The organism is Peptostreptococcaceae bacterium (genome assembly GCA_016649995.1).
Taxonomy (GTDB): domain Bacteria; phylum Bacillota; class Clostridia; order Peptostreptococcales; family BM714; genus BM714.
The window spans coordinates 12,335-32,758 of the sequence record JAENWJ010000008.1 but is presented as its reverse complement, the minus strand read 5'-3'; the positions used below and the strand labels follow the sequence as shown (position 1 = coordinate 32,758).

Below are 20,424 nucleotides of genomic sequence, written 5' to 3'. Positions count from 1 at the left end.
ATTGGATAGAGTAATTTAACCCATATCCTTTTCGTATGGTTCCCCATCAGCTTTGGGAGCAACCGATCTGCCGACAACTCCCGCAAGAGCGAAAATAGTTGCAACGTAAGGAAGCATCTGAAGAAATTCCTGCGCAATGGGAATCCCAAAGGACTGCGCCTGTATCTGTATAGCATCAGCCAATCCGAAGAATAGACAAGCAAATAATGCTCCAACCGGATGCCATTTTCCAAATATCATGGCAGCCAAAGCGATGAAGCCTTTCCCTGCAGTCATCCCTTCCCTGAAAAGGCTTATTGTCCCTATCGAAAGAGACGCTCCAGCCAGTCCGGCAAGTGCTCCGCTTATCATTACACAAATATATCTTATCCTATAAACATTTATTCCTACCGTATCCGCTGCCCTTGGATGTTCCCCTACAGCCCTTACCCTTAATCCAAAAGAAGTCTCGAATAGTACATAAAAAGAAACTGCCACCATAAGAAACGCTAAATATACGAAGGGTGTAAATTTTGAAAACAAGTCACCCAATAAAGGTATACCTTCCAGAAATTTAAAAGGATTATCTGTAAGAGCGCGCTCGACAGAAGGCGTAGAACCAGAGCGCTTCCAAACCATTTCAAGCATGAATGCCGTGAAGCTTACTGCCAAAAGATTTATGGCAACTCCGGCAATAACTTGATTTCCTCTTAAGTTGATTGATACAAACGCTAATATAAGAGATGTTAATATGCCAACAACTACCGCGGCAAGAACTCCAATCCATGGATTGCCTGTCATGTGTGTGAACAGCACGGCAAAGAATGCACCCATTATCATGATTCCTTCCAATGCAATATTAACAACTCCAGAACGCTCTGAAAACACTCCACCCAAGGAAGCAAATATCAAAGGTGTCGCAAGACGGATTGCCGAAGCCGCAATTGCTATAACAATTACTACTATTCCATTATCCATCTATTCCACCTCCTTCTGCTTCATTTTCTTTATTTTTTTAGATAAAATCTGTACAATGAGTTTTCCTGCGATAAAAATTATTATAACTCCTTGGATGATTCCGATAACTTCTTTTGGAATTCCGGCCAGCTGCATCTTTCTTGCACCGTTGCCCAATACTCCAAAAAGAAATGCGCTTGCAAGCACTCCCAACGGATGATTTCCAGCAACCAGTGCTACAGCTATTCCATCGAATCCATATCCTGACATTGCCGATGACATGTTGACCTTATAGATAAGCCCAGTCACCTGTACTGCCCCGGCCAATCCAGCTAAAAGTCCTGAAATAAGCATTGCCAAAATGATATTTTTCTTTTTGCTTATGCCTCCATATTCAGCAGCATCCGGGCTGAAACCAACGGAACGTATCTCGTATCCAAGGGTTGTCTTGAATAATAAATAATAGATAATAATCGCACATACGATACCTATGAATATGCCGGTATGGGCACTTGAGTACCCAAACTGCGGGATATATTGGCTCAGCTTGGCAAGCCTAGCTTTTTCGGGTATAGATACCGAATAAGCCATTTTAGTAGTCCCTTGCAGTACCTGGGGATTTAGTATTGTTCTAATAATATAGTTTGTACCAATTAAAGCTGTATAATTAAGCATAATTGTAGTAATTACTTCATGAACCCCGAAGCGGGCCTTTAAAAATCCGGCGATCGAAGCCCAAATGCCACCTGCTATAGCACCTAAAATCAAAATCATTGGCAAAAGGATTACTGCCGGCAGATTTTGAAAATACCAACCTATTGCTATTGCAGTTATTGACCCCACAATATACTGGCCCTCTGCTCCAATGTTAAAAAGCCCGGTCCTAAAAGCAAATGCAACAGAAAGTCCGGTAAAGATTAATGGAGTGGATTTATAAAGTGTTTCTCCTATCTTGCTCAAACCGCCAAGACTCCCTGCAAAAAGAGCTGAATAGGCAACAACCGGGCTTTTTCCGGCAATCAAAATGAAGAAAGCTCCTACAATAAACCCCAATAATATTGCAACTAAAGGCAATTTAAAGCTGTCCCAAAGCCATCCGAATCCTTTTTTCTTCATCCCTTCACCTCTCTTTCGGGTATTCCTCCGGCCATCATGATTCCCAATTCTTTTTCAGTTGCATTTTTGGCATCGACAATCCCAACTATTCTACCATCGTATATAACAGCGATTCGGTCTGCCAAAGACATGACTTCATCCAGCTCCATCGATACCAGCAGAACCGCTTTATTGTTGTTTCTTTGTTCAATTAATCTTTTATGAACAAATTCTATGGCGCCTACATCGAGTCCTCGGGTTGGTTGCGCGGCAATCAAAAGCTTTGGATTCTTGTAAAACTCTCTTGCAATTATCACTTTCTGCTGATTGCCGCCGGAAAGTGATTTCGCCAATACCTGTTCGTTAGGCGTCCTTATATCAAACTCCTTTATCAAGGCCTTGCCGTGGGCGTTAATTGCCTCGTAATTCATCATTTTATTCTTGCTGAAAGGCTTTTTATTGTGCAAACCAAGAATCATATTTTCAGCCAATGAATATTCTAGAACCAAGCCTCTTTTATGTCTGTCTTCCGGAATATGCCCAACACCCTTATCGATTATTTCCTTTGTCTTGGAATGAGTTATATCATCCCCATCCAATTCAATCGAACCGTAAATTACTTTTCGAAGTCCAGTAATTGCTTCTATAAGTTCTGATTGGCCGTTGCCGTTAACACCGGCAATTGCCAAAACCTCTCCTTGTTTTACTTCAAAGCTTACATCCTTCACCGCTTCCAGCTTCCGATTATCAAGAACTTTAAGATTTTCAACCTTCAATACAGTTTTTCCAGATACCTTATCATCTTTATCAATATCCAATTTTACTTTTCTTCCAACCATGAGTTCGGCAAGTGAATCGATATCAGTATCAATTGTATTCAATGTTTCAATAATCTTTCCCTTACGGATTACAGTGACACGATCGCTCATTGACATTACTTCTTTAAGCTTATGCGTTATCAGAATTACCGACTTTCCTTCAGCGGTCAATTTTTTAATAATTTCACCAAGTTCGTCTATTTCTTGAGGTGTAAGTGCAGCCGTAGGTTCATCTAAAATTAGTATATCCGCGCCTCTATAGAGCGCTTTGATTATTTCAACCCGTTGTTGCAGCCCCACAGATATATCCTGAACTTTCAAATCGGGATTGATTTTCAATCCGAAATCGTTTGAAAGCTTGATAACTTTTTCTCTTGCCTTTTTCATGTCAATTTTCATTTTCCAATACTTATTGGGTTCGTTTCCCAATACAATATTCTCAGTAACAGTAAACGGTGGGACTAGCATAAAATGCTGATGTACCATGCCGATTCTTTGCTCTATAGCCGTATTCGGATTTTTCATTAAGACTTTTTCACCACGAATAAATATTTCTCCTGATGTTTGTTGATAAAGTCCATATAATATATTCATCAAAGTAGTTTTTCCCGCACCGTTTTCGCCCAGAAGCACATGAATTTCTCCCTTCGCCAACTCAAAATCCACATTGTCATTGGCAACTACTCCCGGGAAAATTTTAGTTATATTTTTCATTTCAACAACATTATTCAAGGTTATTCCCCCCGTAAAATAATAATAAGGCCAGATGCTTCATCTGGCCTTATTATACCTTTTTTGTTGTTCATATTCTATATATTACATTGCAGGCATTTCAAAGGCATTAAACGTTGCTTCGTCATAAGGCACTTCAAATTCGCCATTCATAATTGACATTCTGTATGCTTCAGCTTGCTCGGCTATATCTGCTGGTACATTTCCTGCATTATCGCTGTATCCAACGCCTTCTTCAGCGAGACCAAATTCAAGATTCGTACCATCAAATGTGCCTTCTACAACGGCCTTTGTTGCCAAATAAGTCGCATTGTCAACACGCTTGATCATCGAGCATAGCACATGCTCCGGATCAAGTGCCGATTGGTCCTGGTCAACTCCAATTGCCCAGAAACCCTGTTCTCCAGCGGCTTCAATTACGCCGATTCCACAAGCGCCTGAGGCATGATAAATAACGTCGGCACCGGCTTGATTTTGAGCAAGAGCATTTTCTTTTCCAAGTTGGGGATTATCGAATGCACCAGTATAGTTAACAATGATTTCAGCATCGGGATTAACTGCCTTAACGCCTGCTTCAAATCCATACTGGAATTTTTCAATCAAAGCATACTGCATTCCGCCAACGAACCCTACCTTATTTGTTTCGGTCATGAGTCCTGCAATGACGCCTGTCAGGAATGAACCTTCATGTTCCTTGAATGTCAAACCTGCAGCATTTGCCGCATCAACGGTTTCGTCAATTATTGCAAACTTCTGCTCCGGAAATTGAGCTGCGGCTTCAGCCGTAGCCGATTGCATCAAGAATCCAACAGAAACAATCAAATCCGCTCCATCTTCAGCTGCAGCCGAAAGATTCGGTCCATAATCGTCGGGGGTTTGAGATTCGAGAACACTCACTTCAACACCGAAATCCTCTTCAGCTTTAACTAGTCCGGCATAGGCAGAATCGTTGAAAGATTCGTCTCCCAAACCGCCTGTATCTGTTATCATTGTAACCCTGATAGCCTCTTCCATAGGTTCTTCCGTTACTTCACCCGGTTCTTCCGCAACCTCTTCAGGTGCTTCTGTTTTCGCACAACCTGCAAACACAGAAACCATCAAAATCAATACTAAAAATAATGCCAACCATTTTCTACTCATTTAATAACCCTCCTTAATATATTTGTTTTTCTAGTTTTAAATACTTCTACATTATTACCCAATTTCCTTCCATAGCTTACAAAAATAAAAAAGAAAAGCGACATATAAACATAGCCGCTCTTCTTTTAGCTTAGCATGGTGCAGATTCTTTAGCCATAAATCCTTTTTTAATCAATACATCCATAGCTTTCTGCGCCTTGGCTTCGCTTACCATAACAACGGGTCCCGTGCAACCCATGCCGCTTTCGGCATAAATCCCCGCTTTCCACAAAGCCTGTACTGCATCTTCAAGCTCCATTATGTCTATGCCGGACAAAGTTCCAGTTACAATTTCCTTTGTTGGAACTTTTACGGTTTCTTCTGAATCTTCATTCTTATCCTTGACCGTATTTACTGTCAAACTCTTCAATCCGGCTTTTTCCGCTTTATCGAATTCAACCCGGGCAATACCCCCCAGCTCGCCCCTGGCCAAACTTGAGGCATACTCTATTGCATTTGCAACCACCGGAATACCTGATGCCCTAGAAAGGATCAATATGATTCGACCATAATCCTTCCCAACGCCCGGCCCGTATCCGTAGCCTGACGCTTCATAGCTTCCACCCGTGGTATATGATGAAAACATCTTCATCAAAATGTTTCCTGTCAAGGTATCTGTCACCATGACATCAACGCTACCTTGCAAGAGATCGTTGCCCCTCATAACTACTCCGCCGTCGGCTCTCGAAGATTCTCCAAAGAAAATTTCGTATCCATTGCCTTTCAATTCCTTCAGAAGCCTTTCAACTTGTCTTGCTCCATCCAGATTCAAAATTCCAACCGTTGGCTCTTCTATTCCCAATGCCTTCGCTGTAATTATTCCGTGCAAGGCATTCCTTAGCATCGCTTCCGTGCGATTCATGGAAGATGTTCCCGTAGTGGTTGCAATAATCATTTCCTTGCCAGTAGCGGGTGTTAAAACCATTCCTACCGTAGAAACCCCAATGGGAAAATTGTAATGCATAGTTACGCATGCATCTATAAATCCATTGTCCAATATCTCTTCCATCTTGGAATGCATGTCCCTTTCTTCTTTAACAACGACCGTTTCCAAATTAGAATCGTTTTCCGGACCAATCAAAACAATTTCCGTATCTCTCAATCTCGAAGCGGCAAGTACTGCACCTTTAATCAGGTTTTCCGTTCCATGCTCACTTCCGAGAATTGTCAATCCGACTCTTATCTTCCGACCAAAATCACCACTCTCAATTGAATCGGCAATTTCCATGAATGTATCTTTTATCATTTTTTTTACAGCAAGATTTTCAGCCATATCAACACCCCTATTCATCCGTCAGCGTTTCAGCGAATCCCCTAATGGCTTCAGCAATCAGCTTCTTGACTTCAACTTTCGAAACCGATTCCGTCTCTTCCATGCCGGTATTCTTTTCAAGAATAACAGAAACACCATCGAACAGATTAGTCATACGGCCCAGGAATAGACTTCCCTTGCCAACAATCATGGCCTTGCTCAATTTGCCTTCAGCCATGTCATCTATGGCAAATCCCACATATGGAACACCCGAAGGTATATGTCCCTGTGTAGGCGCCCATCCCGGTAAACCGTGTTTTTCAACAAATGGCATCAACTCTTTACGCTCGAGCTCTTTGCGTTTTACTCCAAGAGCGGCAATCATCTTGTAATTAGCTGTCGGAACATCTCCAGCTCCAGCCGGTTTTGTTATATCCGGATTCTGCATTTCGACCGAATACTTGTCAATATCCGTTATCTTGAGGTTCCCTTTGTCCAGAGGCGCAGTAATCAATGATGTAATTACCGCCTGTGGCGATGAGCCGGTTCCAACAGTATGTCTTCCAACCAAATCGGTTCTGACTATCGGACTAACCCCATCGTTTTGGCTTATCATAATTGCAAATCCACCAAGAACATCTTCCAAGACCGGATATCCCTTTTTAACATGGTCTTTACCATTCATTCCAAGCTTAGCCGTAGCTCCGCCTGCAACAATAACCACATTTTTGTATACCCCTGCTTGAACAAGTGCCGATGCGTTTATCAATGCGTGAGTAGGCGCAGCGCAAAAGCCTCTTGTATCCGATCCTGTTGCATTGACAGCTCCGGCCATTTCTGCGATAGCCTTCGCAAAATTGCCGCCGCCTCTCTGGTTTATATCTCCGCAAGCTTCTTCCGAACACTCAATTACATACTCTATTGATGCAGGGTCAAAATCATTCTTTGCGATAAGGTTTCTAAGCGCCAACGCACCGGAAGCCTTTACAACGATATTTTCAAACATCGTGTGCGCATTAAGGTTCGTATCGATGTCATGGGCCCGTTTCACGCATCCTACAACTTTTCCGTCAACATAAATGCCTTCAGCGTGATTTCCACTTATCAAATCTTCAATTTCCGAAAGCACTACACCTTCTTTTATTTTCGCAAGGTCCGCTTCGTCGAAAAGAGGATGTTTCTGCAATTTCTTCTTTACTTCAACAACAAAATCATTTTCCAATTTTACAAGATCGAAAGCATCAGCTATTTTCATGAGTCCTATAAACTCGTCTTCAGGCATGATTTCTCCGTACTTACCAAATCTTTCTTTTATTGGTGATTCCTTGTCAAACCAAGGCATATCGTATTCTCTTAATTTTTCAGGATGTAAATTTCCAATATATACCTGATTCGGCAAATACGCCACAACCTCATCGAAGGATCTTATATGTTCGGTCAATCCCTTTAGATATTCCGAATCCGGATTTGTCAACCTTTCGATTGTTTGAGTCGACCCGTTGTGAACTACCATATCCGGAGTATTAACCAAAATATACCCAGCTCCCTTGACTACAGGAAATTTCATGTCCTCACCTCCAAAATTTATATTGAATAAATATTCTTTTAAAAATGGACGGCCTTATTAAAGACCGTCCAACGTTTTTAGTCCTCGAATACTGTCTGTTTGTCAACTTCAACAGTCAAAGCCTTAAGAGCTCTTTCAACTATCTTTCTTCTTAAACTCTTTTCTTCCTGAGCATTCAGGCTGGGATCACCAAGCGGATGAGGGATGGCAATAGCAGGTACAATTCTGTTAGCTCCAACTGTCAATGAAATCGGCACAACAGTACAAATGTGAACAATCGGCAATCCGACTCTTTCAATTTCTTTCAGCATAGATGCACCGCATCTAGTACAGGTGCCTCAGGTGGAGGTCATGATAACGCCATCGACTCCGTCTGCCAAAAGTTCTTGTGCATATTCTGCAGCAAACTTGACTGCATTTCCAACGGATGTTCCGTTTCCTACAGTTGCGTAGTAGTATTTATGAAGCTCTCCGATTACGCCTTCTCTTTCTAAATCTCTCAATACATCAATCGGAAGAACCCTGTTAGGATCACTGTTCGCATAGCATGGATCATAACCGCCATGAGCAGTTTCATGAGTTTCCGCGGTCAAAAAGTCAAACCCCGTCAAGTCATACTTTCCGTATTTTGACGCACTTGACGATTCGATATGATCGGGATTACCCTTTGGAACAATTCCACCTGAAGTAACTACTGCAATTTTTGCCTTTGAAATATCTTTAAGTGCTGCCGCCGGAGCAACATGGTCAAATACAGGCATTGGATATTCAGTTACGAAAGGCTGCGAATTGATTTTTGCCAATAGCATGTCAACAGCTCTCTCTGCGCCTCTTTTTTCTCTGAATATGTTCTTTCTGATTCCTCTTTCAAGATATCCTTCGTCTGCAGGGCTTCCAAGCTCCTCGCCCTTTGCCATTTTTATTGCCAGTTTAGCCATTTTGGGTACGGCTTTTCTCATATCTGCGGCCGAATTTTTAGTCTCGGCAATGAATAAATCTTTTTTGAACATGTCGGCCCCAGGGTTTTCAACATACATACCTGTCAAAACTGGGATTCCAAGATCGTCCTTGACGGCCTTGCATATTGCTCCGCAGGCTGTTCCGTATCTTCCCGCGTTAAAAGCCGGTCCTGCGATGAACATATCCGGAGATTTTGATCTCACCATTTCGAGTATGGTCTCTTCAGCTGTCTCCATATTCTCTGCGTAATAGGAATCTCCACAAATAATTGTCGCTACAATTTCCATATCATCTTTTAACGCTCCGGCAAATGCCATTCCCGGACCAACAACTCCGTCTCTCATTTCCGGCGGGATGTTCGCTTTTTCTTCGCCTCCGATGCCGGCAAAAAACTGATTTATATAATGAACAACTTTATACTTACTCATTTTGTTTCCCCCCTTTCATTTTTTCTGATATTAGTACTTTGAAAAATCATTTCTTATTGACGTCATCTCTTCGATTATTTCATCAACATCCAAAACCATTTCCATCATACTGATTTGCTCTTCGTACACGTCCGGATCAACTGCTTCTTTGAATTCCGGCTCTACTGCATGATAAACTGCGAGTCCCAACTGGACTCCTGCTAAAGGACCTGCAAAGGTAGGATCTCCGTTAGTAACGGTTTCAGCTGATAATCCGGCTGATTCAGCTTCTGCTGCGCCAAATATTACAACTACATTTTCAGCACCGTGTTTTTCTGCGAGATCTTTAACTCTGTTTTGATTCTCCAGATCCATTGCTCCTGCGGCCGTTCAGACGAAACATTCTGTAGCGGAGAAGACAACTTCTGTTCCGGAAACCGTTTTTATGCATTCCTCAATGGCCGGACCCGGTACGCCGTCTCTATCTCCGATGATTATGATTTTCTTGTTCTCAAATACGCTCATTCATCATCATCCTTTCAATTTTTTTATGTAATTTTAGTATGTTGTGGCAGAGTATTTATTGAAGCCCAGTTCGTTCGTAGCTCCTGTTATAACTTGAATTTCAGCTTCTATGCTTCCATCCGGCTTGAGACTGCCATCGAATCCTCCGGCTATTCTATCCGCATAGTCAAGCATTCCGATAATCTTGTCCATTGGAGGCAAGATGATAAACTCGTTTGCATTTCCGCCCGTTACAACAGCATCCGCCTTAGGATCGGCATCAGCCAATGATTGGGATGCCCCGTCTCTACCGGCATATTCGTCAGTAACTATTACTGTTTTTACTCCTTGATTCTCAATTTTTTTGCAGTTCATAATCAAGTCGGTATCCGGATTACCGAAACCTTCTTGCGAAATGATTGCAGCATCGAGTCCGAGATATTTTGCAAATTTAGCCGACCAGTCGGATGATCTTTCCTTGTCTGCAAGATAAACATTTTCGTTAGTCGCTATGACTCCCATAAAGTTCAATTCCTTGCCGTGTTTCTTATAAAGCTCCTCAATAATCGGATTGTTCAAATGGTGATACGAAGTATTTTTGTCGCAGGCAGAAACACAGTTTCCGCTCAATATTGCCCCATCCATAATTTCTGTCGGATAAAGAATGGTCGGAACTATTTTCTTAGCGTCCACGCCATAAACGTATGAATCATGAAGCAACCCTTGTGTCTGGAGCATGTATACATATCCCACTTTAGGCAAGTCGGGATATTCCGCAGCCTGTTCCAATAAAGGTTTTGTCTCATATATCATGACTTCATCAGGTTCAACGTCAATGCCAGCCTTTCCAAGATAGGTTGCCACTTTCAGTCCTGCCATTCTTGCTGCTTTTTCGTATGTATGCTGTTCAATGCCTTCCTTCGGCTCTACAACCACGCATACATTGTTCAATTTAGAGAATGGAGTCAATTCGGCTCCCGGACCGGTCATGTCGATAATGCCTTCCTGGAATCCTACGATTTTTCCGCAAGTTACAACGGCTGCTCCGCTCAATACGTGCGTTCTTCCGCTTCCTACAGTCTCAACCTTGTTGATCATTCCAGGGAATATTCCACCGGGACCTTCAACTTTTACTCTCGGCTCAATTACATCCTTAACAGGTGTAATTCGAACACTTTCACCGGGTCTTGCAAGTTCCACAACGCATTTTACAATATGCTCATCATCCATTACCAAGTCGATGATTTCCTGCTTGTTAACATACAGGGTACCATTTTCAACTTTAGTTGCTTCTGAAAATTGAACATCTGTAATCTTGATTTTTCCAAGTTCCAAACGCAAAACATTCACCCCCCTTTATTTTAGCAATGCACAGCATTGCCTTAAGGCAATATTAAATGTGTTTCTCGATCATTGCTTCGATATTTGCCGGTTTCGCATTGTCTTTAGTAACTTCCTCGATTTTTTCGCCATCTTTGTAAAGCAAAATAGTCGGAAGTCCTAAAACTCTTTGAGAAATTGCCAATCTTCTAGCTTTAGTGATATTCAATTTGCAAAATTTCACTTTTCCTTCGTACTGCGCTGCAAGAGCCTCCACATCCGGCATAAGAGCCTTGCATGGTTCGCATCCGTCACTCCAGAAGTCTACAATAACAAGCCCTTCAGATTTTAAAACTTCCTCTTCGAAATTGTTCTTTTCAAGTATAATCATTTTTCGCCCCTCCTTTACGCTTCAAATGTATTTTCGATATATTTTTCCGCTTGAACAGCGGCTATTGCTCCGTCCGAAACAGCTGTAACCACTTGCCTTAATGATTTATGCCTAATGTCTCCTGCAGCAAACACTCCGGGAAGCGCAGTTTTCATATCAGGGTCAGTCATTATGTAGCCACCCTTGTCAGTCTCGAGTAATTCTTTGAACAATTCGTTTTTGGGTATATATCCAACGAACGGGAAAATTCCAAAGGTTCCATCTTCCTCGGGTGCATTTATTTCTGTTATTTCCCCTGTCTTTTTATTCTTTAGAACCAAGGTTTCGACAATTCCGTCACCCTTGATCTCTTCAACTACAGAATCCCATATGAATGCCATTTTTTCATTTTTAAATGCTTTTTCACGAATAGACTTGGCCGCTCTCAATTCATCTCTTCTATGAACAATAATAACTTTTCTTGCAAACTTCGTGAGGTACATTGCCTCTTCTACCGCAGTATCGCCTCCGCCTATTACATAGACTTCCAAGTCTGTAAAGAAGTCGGCATCGCATGTGGCGCAGTACGATACGCCTTTCCCTGTTAATTCACGTTCTCCAGGAACTCCAAGATATCTCGGGCTTGCTCCTGTTGCAATTATGACCACCTTGGATTTGTATACCCCTTTTTCTCCGGAAACAACTTTGATCTTGCCCTTAAGTTCAACCTTTACTATTTCATCTTTTATTCTTTCGGCCCCAAATTCTTCCGCCTGCTCAACCATTCTGGCAACGAGGCTTGGCCCTGTTGCATCTTCAATCGAACCCGGATAGTTCGCAACTTCATTAGTCGTTACAATCTGTCCGCCCGCTTTTTCCTTTTCAAGAATTAATGTCTTCATCCTTGCTCTTGAAGAATAAAGTCCGGCCGCCAATCCTGCGGGTCCTGCACCTATTATTACTACATCGTATAAATTTTCCATGTTCTCCTCCTAATTTTATTATTGATTTCCTTCTATAGCACCCTCTATTAGTGAAAGATCGATAACCTTAAAATCATCAAGTATCGTTTCTGTCCACTTTGGTGTTATTTTGTTATTATTGAATTTTCTTACAGTCGCAAGGCTGTCTTCAATTATTACTAAAGAGTCGTAATCCAAGGCTTGCTTTGTTCTGCTTATTAAAATAGATTTAAATGGTGTTTCATTAGGTTTAACGCTTCCTGATAGGGGATGTGACAATAGCTTGTGTCCTTCATGAATTCTATCCCTTACATAAAGCAATATTTCTTGATAAGTTTTTTCAGGCATGAAAAGTAAATCAATTGTGTCTCCGAATGTTTCCGCTACCTTTTGGTTGTTGGTAATCAGTATCATTTTATTCCCTCCGGTTTCTCTCAGATTTAAGACAACAAAAAAAAGCAATAGGAGTTTGTAATAGCCCATTGCTTCTCTGTCATAAGACCTGAGAGTTTCTCTTTATGTCCCCATAAAAATTGCCCCTTCGGTGCTCAAAAATCAAGCTTTTCAGAGACTCGTCCCTGTGCGGTTCTTTTGCCTGAGAATTTTGTTTCAAACGGCAACGTTGAAACTTTTTCCTTCGGCGGTCCTTTCGGACTCTCTCCCGCATAGTTCATCCAAATCGATTTATTAAATTGTGATAGGAATATTTTATGAGTTGATGTGATGTATTTATTCTTTCAATGATTATTATATACAAAGACCGTTAAATATTCAACAATATTTTGTAAATTAAAATTAATTTTTGCTTATAAGCTTTCATATGCCTATTCCAGATCCAAAAAACCATTTCTTCTCATTCCCTCATACAAAACAATTGCAACCGAATTGGAGAGATTAAGCGATCTGGCTCCCTCAACCGCCTTCATCGGTATTCTGTATCGACTGCTCTCGTAAAGCGTATGGAGTTTTTCAGGCAACCCTGCTGTTTCCCGTCCGAATAATATGAATGTATCCGATTCAAATGGTATTTCATCATAATTCTTATCGCCCTTGGTAGTTATGAGACAGATATTTTCATTTCCATATTTTCGAAGAAAATCCTCCAAAGATTCATGTATCTCCTTTGAAAGGAGCGGCCAATAATCAAGCCCAGCTCTTTTGAGAGTCTTGTCATCAAAATTGAAGCCGCACGGTTTTATTATGTGGAGCTTGCTTCCGGTAACGGCACAAGTCCTTGCAATGTTTCCAGTGTTCTGTGGAATGTCAGGCTGAAACAACACAATATGCATTCTTTAATCCCTTCTTCGCTCTATGGTTTTTTGAAATAGTGCAGCCTGCTAGAATCTATTACCGACCATGCAATGTTAGACGCATGGTCTCCTATTCTTTCCAAATTGCTTATCACATCCAGAAAAATGACACCTGCGTTCGTTACACACATCCCCTGATTCAATCTGTCTATATGGCTCATCCTAAGATTCTTTTCCATGTCGTCTATTTCGTCTTCTCTTTGAATTACCCTTTCAGCCAAATCCGTTTTTCCTGTCGCCAACGATGTCATTGACTGAACGAATGATTTCATTACCCTGTCGGACATGAATTGAAGTTCATCTTTCGCCTTTTCAGTAAATATTAAGTGATCTTCTATGCACCTTTCAGCCAGTTCCGCGATGTTTTCCGCATGGTCCCCAACTCTTTCAATATCGTTTATAGTATTAAAAAGGCCTGTAATAATTTCTCGTTGTATGCTCGATACTTCTCTGTTTGAGAGCTTTACAAGATAGCTGGAAATACCCTTTTCAAGCTCATTTATTTTCTTTTCTACTCTCAAAGTATTTTTTATACTTTTTTCGTTTTGATTGACTAAAGCATCCATTGCATTTTCATATGAATATTTTGTAAGATTACTCATATGTAGAACCTCTTTTATTACCTGAACCAATGCAATTGACGGAGTCTCCAATATACGATCATCCAGATATTTTATTCCTTCTATTTCCTTCTCTTCGTCCGCACTATATGGAATAATTTTTTGCGCAATTTTTACCAAAACAGCTGAAAACGGCAACAATAAAATTGTATTCATTATGTTGAAAAATGTATGCGCATTCGCTAACTGCTTTACAGGGTTTTCTGGAGATATTTTTACAACAGCAGCAACTGTAGGGCCTGCAAATAAAATAATAAATACGATTGTTCCTATCACATTAAACATTAGATGAATAAGCGCGGCTCTTTTAGCCGTTTTGTTAGCTCCTATGCTTGACAGCATAGCCGTTACGCATGTCCCTATGTTCGTTCCGAGCAGAATAGGAAAAGCAGATTCAATAGGCAAAAGGCCCTCGCTTGCCAATGCAATCAAAATACCGGTTGTAGCACTCGAGCTCTGAATCACTGCCGTAATTGCAAATCCTGTAAATATTGCCAATATCGTACTCATTATATTCTTATTTCCGAAACTCAAAAGCATGTTTCTGAAGCCTTCGAACTCCCTTAGAGGCGTTACCGCTTCCTTCATAAAATCCATTCCTATGAATAGTATTCCAAAACCGATAAGTATCTCAGCAATGTTCTTGATCTTCCTATTTTTTGCAAAAAGCCATATCATAACACCTATGCCTATCGCCAAAGGAGCTATATTCGAAAGATCCAAAGCAACAATTTGAGCCGTAATTGTGGTACCTATATTCGCCCCCATTATTATTCCTACTGCCTGTGTAAGACTCATTATCCCTGCATTTACAAAACCGACAACCATGACAGTCGTGGCGCTCGAACTTTGCACAATTGCTGTAACAAATGCTCCTACAAATACACCCATGTATTTGTTATTAGTAAGAACCTCAATGATTTTCTTCATTCTATCCCCGGCTGTTTTCTCAAGACCAGTTCCCATAATATTCATGCCGTAAAGAAAGAGTCCTAAACCGCCAATAAGTCCAATAATTATTTGCATCTTATCCTCCTAGGATCATTTGAATACATACAAAACCAAAATGCCCAAAACAATACGGTAATAAGCGAATAAATTGAAACTATGGTTCTTTATATAATTCATAAACGCCGCTATTACAACGTAAGCAACAATGAAAGATATCCCCGTACCTACAGCAAGCAAAATCCATTGCTCGTTGTTAATATGCAGACCGCTTTTTATCATTTTGTAAAAGGATGCTCCAAGCAATGTCGGAACAGCTAAAAAAAACGAAAACTCGGCAGCAAGCTTTCTTCCAAAGCCTAATCCAAGACCGCCTACTATGGTTGCTGCTGACCTTGACATCCCTGGAATCAATGCAAAGCATTGAACACTACCAACAATAAACGCCTGCCTATATGTCAATTCGCTTTCCTCTTCTATTTTTACAACATGGTTCCTGTTTTCAAAATAAAGAAGAAGGAATGCTCCGACAATCAATGCCCATGCAACTGTAACCGTATTAAAAAGATACTTGTCAATGATATCCTCAAACATGACTCCCAATATCACGGCCGGAACCACTCCAACAAAAACCTTGGACCAGAGTCGTATTTTTCTCGTCATATCATCATTATCCTTAAAGTCCGGAATAAGTTTTTTTCTAAAATACAGTATGACCGCAAATATTGCCCCGACCTGAATGACCACATCGAATGTATTTGCAAAAGGCCCTTGAAAATCCAAATATCTGTTTGCTATAATCAAATGTCCCGTAGATGAAATGGGCAAAAATTCTGTCAATCCTTCTATTATGCCCAATATTATTGCTTTTATTATCATTGTTTCCTCCGGTATAATATAATAATGCACACAAACCCTATTATATATTTAAGCTACTTGCTATTCAACTTATTATTGTAATAACGACACTCCTTATTTATCGGACAAATATCGCATTTTGGTTTTCTTGCCGTGCAAACCTTCCGTCCATGATGAATAAGCCATAAATGCGCCGCTCCCCAATCCTCTTCTTCGAGGTTTTCCATAAGCTGGAGCTCTGTCTTTTGCGGAGAATTCGAAACTGCAAGGCCAATGCGGTTTGACACCCTTTGAACATGAGTATCTACCGCAATTGCAGGTTTACCAAATGCGTGGTTAAGCACTACATTTGCTGTTTTCCTGCCTACACCCGGCAATTTCATAAGCTTTTCCCTTGCTTCAGGTACATTGCCGTCGTAATCCGAAATCAATAATTCGCATGTCCGAATTATGTTCTTTGATTTCATCCTGTACAATCCACAACTTCTTATTGTCTCGGCTAATTCAGACTCATTCATTTTCGAAATCTCCATCGGTGTCTTTGCTTTCTTAAAAAGCACAGTGCTAACCTTATTGACTCTTTCATCCGTACACTGAGCCGAAAGAATTGTTGCTATTAGCAACTCAAAAGTATTATTATAGTCAAGCCCAGGCTTGACACCCTTGTAAACACTTCTTAATTTTTCAACTACCGCTTCAATTTCTTTAGTATTCATTGATTTATCCAAGGCTTTCCTCCATCAGTTTATTTCTTTTTCAAGACTTATTATTTCAATTTCAGGCTCACCGAAAGCCTCCTGTATATCGCAAAGCTTCGAGCCAACATTTATTCCACTCTATTTAATAATATATCAAAGATAAAGCAAAGAAAAGAAGCAGTTATTAAAACTGCTTCTTTTTAAAACCATCATCAAGAATTCTCAGAGTTTTCCTTGCGTCATCAATTGAAAAATCGTTAATGCCATGATAGAAACTTTTGAATTGAACCTGATTCAATGCGCCCAATAGAATCGCAGCCGCCAAATCAACATCTAAATCACTACAAAAAAACCCTTCATCAACGGCATCTTGTATAATTTTGCTATACAATTCTATTTTTATTTCTCTGATTCTGTAAATGAATTTCTTGAAATCCATTTCAATATTCATTGATTCCCTCATAAAAGTAAATGCAAAGTTGTCATATTTTTTTTTAGTTTGTGCTTCAACCTTCAATATTGCGAAGATTTTTTCATCAACATTCTTTTTTCCTTTAATAGCCTTGTTTATTTTATCAAAATACATGTTTATTGCATATTCCAAGGATTCTTTAAACAATTCTTCTTTATTTGAAAAGTATTCATATAGCGTTCCCTTTCCTACACAAGCACTTTTAGCAATTTGCTCCATGCGCGTATCGTGAAATCCATTTTTTGAAAAAGAATTCAAAGCAGCCTTGATTATCCGTTTGCTCTTCACATTCCTACTCAACGCACGGTTCCTCCTTGTCTTTTTTCCTGTTGAACCATTTTTTAACATGTGTCGAAAAACCGTCCATCACAAGATACATAACAGGTATAAGAACAAGTGTCAGAAGTGTAGAAAGAAGCAATCCGCCTATTACTACCGTAGCCAATGGCGATTGTATCTCAGCTCCTTCTCCTGTTGCTACTGCTATCGGCATGAGCGCCAAAATCGTTGTCAGCGAAGTCATCAGAATAGGTCTAAGCCGCGTCGGACCAGCAATAAGAATTGCTTCAACAACGTCATGTCCTTTGCGCCTCAGTATATTCACATAATCTATCATTACTATTGCATTGTTTACTACTATTCCAGACAGCATCAGAAATCCTATTACCGACGGCACACTCAATGTTCTACCGGTAAGAAATAATCCCAAAGCCCCTCCTGAAAATGCCAGGGGCACTGTAAACATGATGATGAATGGATATAGAAGCGATTCAAATTGCGATGCCAGAATCATGTACACCAAGAATATCGCCAATATAAGCGCAAGGAAAAGGCTCTTGAAGGATTCAACAAGGTCTTCATTCTGTCCTCCAACTTCGAAGCTATATCCATCTTCAAGAAAGTAGTTGTCAGTCTGAGCTTCTATGTCAGACACTATGCTTGCCAAATCTCTGCCAATTATATCAGATGTGACCGAAACAGTCCTTACCTGACCTATTCTATTTATGCTTACAGGCCCTTTGGTTTCGAAAATTTCCGCAATTTGCTCCAACGGAACACTGACTCCCATTGGGCTTTTAATCTGCAAATACCTGAAGTTGTTTATGTTGTCCTTAAGATAACCCACAGATTCAATCATTACATCGATTTCGTTTCCATCAACCTTGTATTTTGTAGCACTTACTCCTGATAAATTATCCCTTATTGTCTGTGCTATCTGATAAGAGGTTATGCCATATTGCGAAGCCGTCTCACGTTTGATTCTTACCTGTACTTCGGGTAGACCCTCCTCGAAACTTGATGCCACTTCACGTGTGCCCTCTATTGAATTCAGTATATCTACAAAGTCTTTTGATATTCCTTTAAGAACTTCAAGTTCATCACCTTGTATACGAATACTTATGGGCGAGGATCCCATTCCCATGCCCCCTCCTTGACTCGAAACAGCCTGAACCTGAATATTGGCGCCCGGGATATCGGCGAGCAATTTTCTTATTTCATCAGCAACGTAATCGCTGCTGCTTTCTCTATCTGCAAGACTCATAAGCGCCAAATCAAGGGATGCATAATTACTTTGACTACCGCTGGATATGAATGAGTTTCCCCCGCCAATTGATGCAAATATTGTATCAATTTCAGGAATGTCCTTTATCAGTTCTTCAACTTCATCGACGTATAGCCGCGTTTTTTCAAGTTTAGCGCCTGTTGGGAGCTCAATGCTTATACTTATTCTCCCCTCGTCTGTACTGGGCAGAAACTCAGCACCGACTTGAACCACTGCAAAAATCGAACCGATGAAAATCACCAATGCAACAGCAATCGTAAGGAGTTTATGACCGATGGCCTTTTTCAAAAGCGCCCTATACTTCCCTTCAACATTCGAGAACGTTTTGTCGAAAGCTTTAAATATCTTTATTCGGCTTTTTACTTCTTTCTTTTCGGAGCAAGTGATTTTAAGAATTTTCGATGACAGCATTGGAACAACCGTAAGGGCTATAACCAATGAACTTAATAGGGCGAATGTAATTGTTAACGCCAATTCCCTAAAAATAATAGATGTTATACCTTCAACAAATACTATTGGCAGAAAGACAGCTACAGTTGTCAATGTTGATGCTATTACAGCCATCCCGACTTCTCCTGCCCCATCCTTTGCCGCATCAATTCTTGAATAACCCGCTTGCCTAAACCGATATATATTTTCCAAAACAACTATGGAATTGTCAACCAACATGCCCATTCCAAGAGCCAACCCACCAAGTGTCATAAGATTCAAAGTTATCCCGGAAAAGAATATGAGTGAAAATGTGGCTATTATGGAAACCGGGATAGATATTCCTATTATGAATGTGGATCTGATATTTCTTAAAAACAGATACAACACAAGTATTGCCAAAACTCCACCAATCAATCCGCTTTTTGATACGTTTTGTATTGATTTCTTAATGTATGTTGATTGATCGAAAACGTTTTCGATTCGCACCCCTTCAATTTCACCTTCAAGTTTTGAAAGTTCATTATTGACTTTGTCGGCAACATCCACTGTATTATAACCTGATTGTTTGAATATGTTGATACTGACACTCTGCTTACCATCTAGTTCATTTATCTTTGTAATTTCTTTTGGAATCAAAGATACTTCAGCGATATCGTTTAAATATATTTTGCTTCCATTCGGCAAAATAATTGGCAGGTCAGAAATTTCTTTTACAGATTCGAATTCCCCTATAGAACGCACAAGCAAATTCTTATCGCCTTTTTCTACAGATCCACCGGGAAGATTAAGGTTTTCCAAGCGCAACAAAGTGGAAATCGACGTCATGCTTAAACCATATCTATCAAGCTCCAATGGGTTCACCAAAACCCTTACCATGTCCTCGTAACCGCCTGATATGTCAACAGACGCCACACCATCGATGCGCTCCAAACGGCTCTTAAGCTTGTTTTCGGCTATAGACTGTATCTCGTCTATGCCTCTATCACTGCTTAGACCTGCAGTGATTATTGGCATTGCATTAGGGTCTATTTTAAAAACAAAGGGGCTGCTGGCATCCCCGGGTAAAAAATCCCTAATTAAATCCAGCTTTTCCCTCATCTGCATTGTTCCCGCATCCATGTCAGCCCCATAATCGAACTCCAAAACAACTACAGAACTTCCTTCGCTTGAAGTCGAACTGATTCTATCAACATTATTGACCGTTGCCATGGACTCCTCGACTGGCTCTGTTACCAAGGATTCTATCTCCTGCGGGCCAACTCCAGAATAATTAGTAATTACAAGTGCAACCGGCACTTCAATATCAGGATATAAATCTATAGACAGTTTGCTTAAGGAAACAAATCCAAGCGAAACCACAATCAGCATCATCATTATTACAGTGACAGGTCTTTTTACGGATAAATTAGATATTTTCAAC

At 40.5% G+C, this 20,424-nt stretch carries 18 protein-coding genes and 1 riboswitch; all 18 genes read right to left on the bottom strand.

Annotation, left to right across the window (positions count from 1 at the left end; all coding sequences use genetic code 11):
- Nucleotides 1-15: 15 nt before the first annotated feature.
- A complete protein-coding gene (locus JJE29_02950; protein MBK5251588.1) occupies nucleotides 16-957 on the bottom strand; it encodes an ABC transporter permease in 942 nt (313 codons plus the stop codon).
- A complete protein-coding gene (locus JJE29_02945; protein ID MBK5251587.1) occupies nucleotides 958-2,052 on the bottom strand; it encodes an ABC transporter permease in 1,095 nt (364 codons plus the stop codon).
- The gene (locus tag JJE29_02940) at nucleotides 2,049-3,581 is read right to left on the bottom strand and encodes an ABC transporter ATP-binding protein (GenBank protein ID MBK5251586.1); all 1,533 of its coding nucleotides are present in this window, start codon (nucleotides 3,579-3,581) and stop codon (nucleotides 2,049-2,051) included. The genes JJE29_02945 and JJE29_02940 overlap by 4 nt, the downstream gene beginning before the upstream one ends.
- An 84-nt stretch (nucleotides 3,582-3,665) precedes the next feature.
- Nucleotides 3,666-4,721, bottom strand: coding sequence for a BMP family ABC transporter substrate-binding protein (locus JJE29_02935; GenBank protein MBK5251585.1), 1,056 nt, complete (start codon nucleotides 4,719-4,721; stop codon nucleotides 3,666-3,668).
- A 130-nt stretch (nucleotides 4,722-4,851) separates the two neighbouring features.
- Nucleotides 4,852-6,033, bottom strand: a complete 1,182-nt coding sequence (locus JJE29_02930; GenBank protein MBK5251584.1) for a glycine reductase — start codon at nucleotides 6,031-6,033, stop codon at nucleotides 4,852-4,854.
- A gap of 10 nt (nucleotides 6,034-6,043) precedes the next feature.
- The gene (locus tag JJE29_02925; protein MBK5251583.1) at nucleotides 6,044-7,579 is read right to left on the bottom strand and encodes a ketoacyl-ACP synthase III family protein; all 1,536 of its coding nucleotides are present in this window, start codon (nucleotides 7,577-7,579) and stop codon (nucleotides 6,044-6,046) included.
- Nucleotides 7,580-7,656: 77 nt separating this feature from the next.
- Nucleotides 7,657-8,967, bottom strand: a complete 1,311-nt coding sequence (gene grdB, locus JJE29_02920; protein ID MBK5251582.1) for a glycine reductase complex selenoprotein B — start codon at nucleotides 8,965-8,967, stop codon at nucleotides 7,657-7,659.
- Between the two features lie 30 nt (nucleotides 8,968-8,997).
- Nucleotides 8,998-9,471, bottom strand: coding sequence for a glycine/sarcosine/betaine reductase complex selenoprotein A (locus JJE29_02915; GenBank protein MBK5251581.1), 474 nt, complete (start codon nucleotides 9,469-9,471; stop codon nucleotides 8,998-9,000).
- Nucleotides 9,472-9,504: 33 nt separating this feature from the next.
- Nucleotides 9,505-10,791 carry a glycine/sarcosine/betaine reductase component B subunit gene (locus JJE29_02910; GenBank protein ID MBK5251580.1) on the bottom strand — a complete coding sequence of 429 codons (1,287 nt, stop codon included), beginning with the start codon at nucleotides 10,789-10,791 and terminating at the stop codon, nucleotides 9,505-9,507.
- A gap of 52 nt (nucleotides 10,792-10,843) precedes the next feature.
- Nucleotides 10,844-11,161, bottom strand: a complete 318-nt coding sequence (locus JJE29_02905; GenBank protein MBK5251579.1) for a thioredoxin — start codon at nucleotides 11,159-11,161, stop codon at nucleotides 10,844-10,846.
- A 14-nt stretch (nucleotides 11,162-11,175) separates the two neighbouring features.
- Nucleotides 11,176-12,123, bottom strand: coding sequence for a thioredoxin-disulfide reductase (gene trxB, locus JJE29_02900; protein MBK5251578.1), 948 nt, complete (start codon nucleotides 12,121-12,123; stop codon nucleotides 11,176-11,178).
- Nucleotides 12,124-12,141: 18 nt separating this feature from the next.
- On the bottom strand, nucleotides 12,142-12,516 hold the full coding sequence (locus tag JJE29_02895; GenBank protein ID MBK5251577.1) for a GrdX family protein: 375 nt from the start codon (nucleotides 12,514-12,516) through the stop codon (nucleotides 12,142-12,144).
- A 159-nt stretch (nucleotides 12,517-12,675) separates the two neighbouring features.
- Nucleotides 12,676-12,776: riboswitch (glycine riboswitch) on the bottom strand.
- A 150-nt stretch (nucleotides 12,777-12,926) separates the two neighbouring features.
- Nucleotides 12,927-13,391, bottom strand: a complete 465-nt coding sequence (locus tag JJE29_02890) for a tRNA (cytidine(34)-2'-O)-methyltransferase (GenBank protein ID MBK5251576.1) — start codon at nucleotides 13,389-13,391, stop codon at nucleotides 12,927-12,929.
- Between the two features lie 20 nt (nucleotides 13,392-13,411).
- The gene (locus JJE29_02885) at nucleotides 13,412-15,058 is read right to left on the bottom strand and encodes a Na/Pi cotransporter family protein (protein ID MBK5251575.1); all 1,647 of its coding nucleotides are present in this window, start codon (nucleotides 15,056-15,058) and stop codon (nucleotides 13,412-13,414) included.
- A gap of 15 nt (nucleotides 15,059-15,073) precedes the next feature.
- A complete protein-coding gene (locus JJE29_02880) occupies nucleotides 15,074-15,859 on the bottom strand; it encodes an undecaprenyl-diphosphate phosphatase (protein MBK5251574.1) in 786 nt (261 codons plus the stop codon).
- A 53-nt stretch (nucleotides 15,860-15,912) separates the two neighbouring features.
- Nucleotides 15,913-16,554, bottom strand: coding sequence for an endonuclease III (gene nth / locus JJE29_02875; protein ID MBK5251573.1), 642 nt, complete (start codon nucleotides 16,552-16,554; stop codon nucleotides 15,913-15,915).
- A 166-nt stretch (nucleotides 16,555-16,720) separates the two neighbouring features.
- Nucleotides 16,721-17,308 carry a TetR/AcrR family transcriptional regulator gene (locus tag JJE29_02870; protein MBK5251572.1) on the bottom strand — a complete coding sequence of 196 codons (588 nt, stop codon included), beginning with the start codon at nucleotides 17,306-17,308 and terminating at the stop codon, nucleotides 16,721-16,723.
- Nucleotides 17,301-20,423, bottom strand: a complete 3,123-nt coding sequence (locus JJE29_02865; GenBank protein ID MBK5251571.1) for an efflux RND transporter permease subunit — start codon at nucleotides 20,421-20,423, stop codon at nucleotides 17,301-17,303. Before JJE29_02865 ends, JJE29_02870 begins: the two co-directional genes overlap by 8 nt.
- Between the last annotated feature and the right edge of the window lies 1 nt (nucleotide 20,424).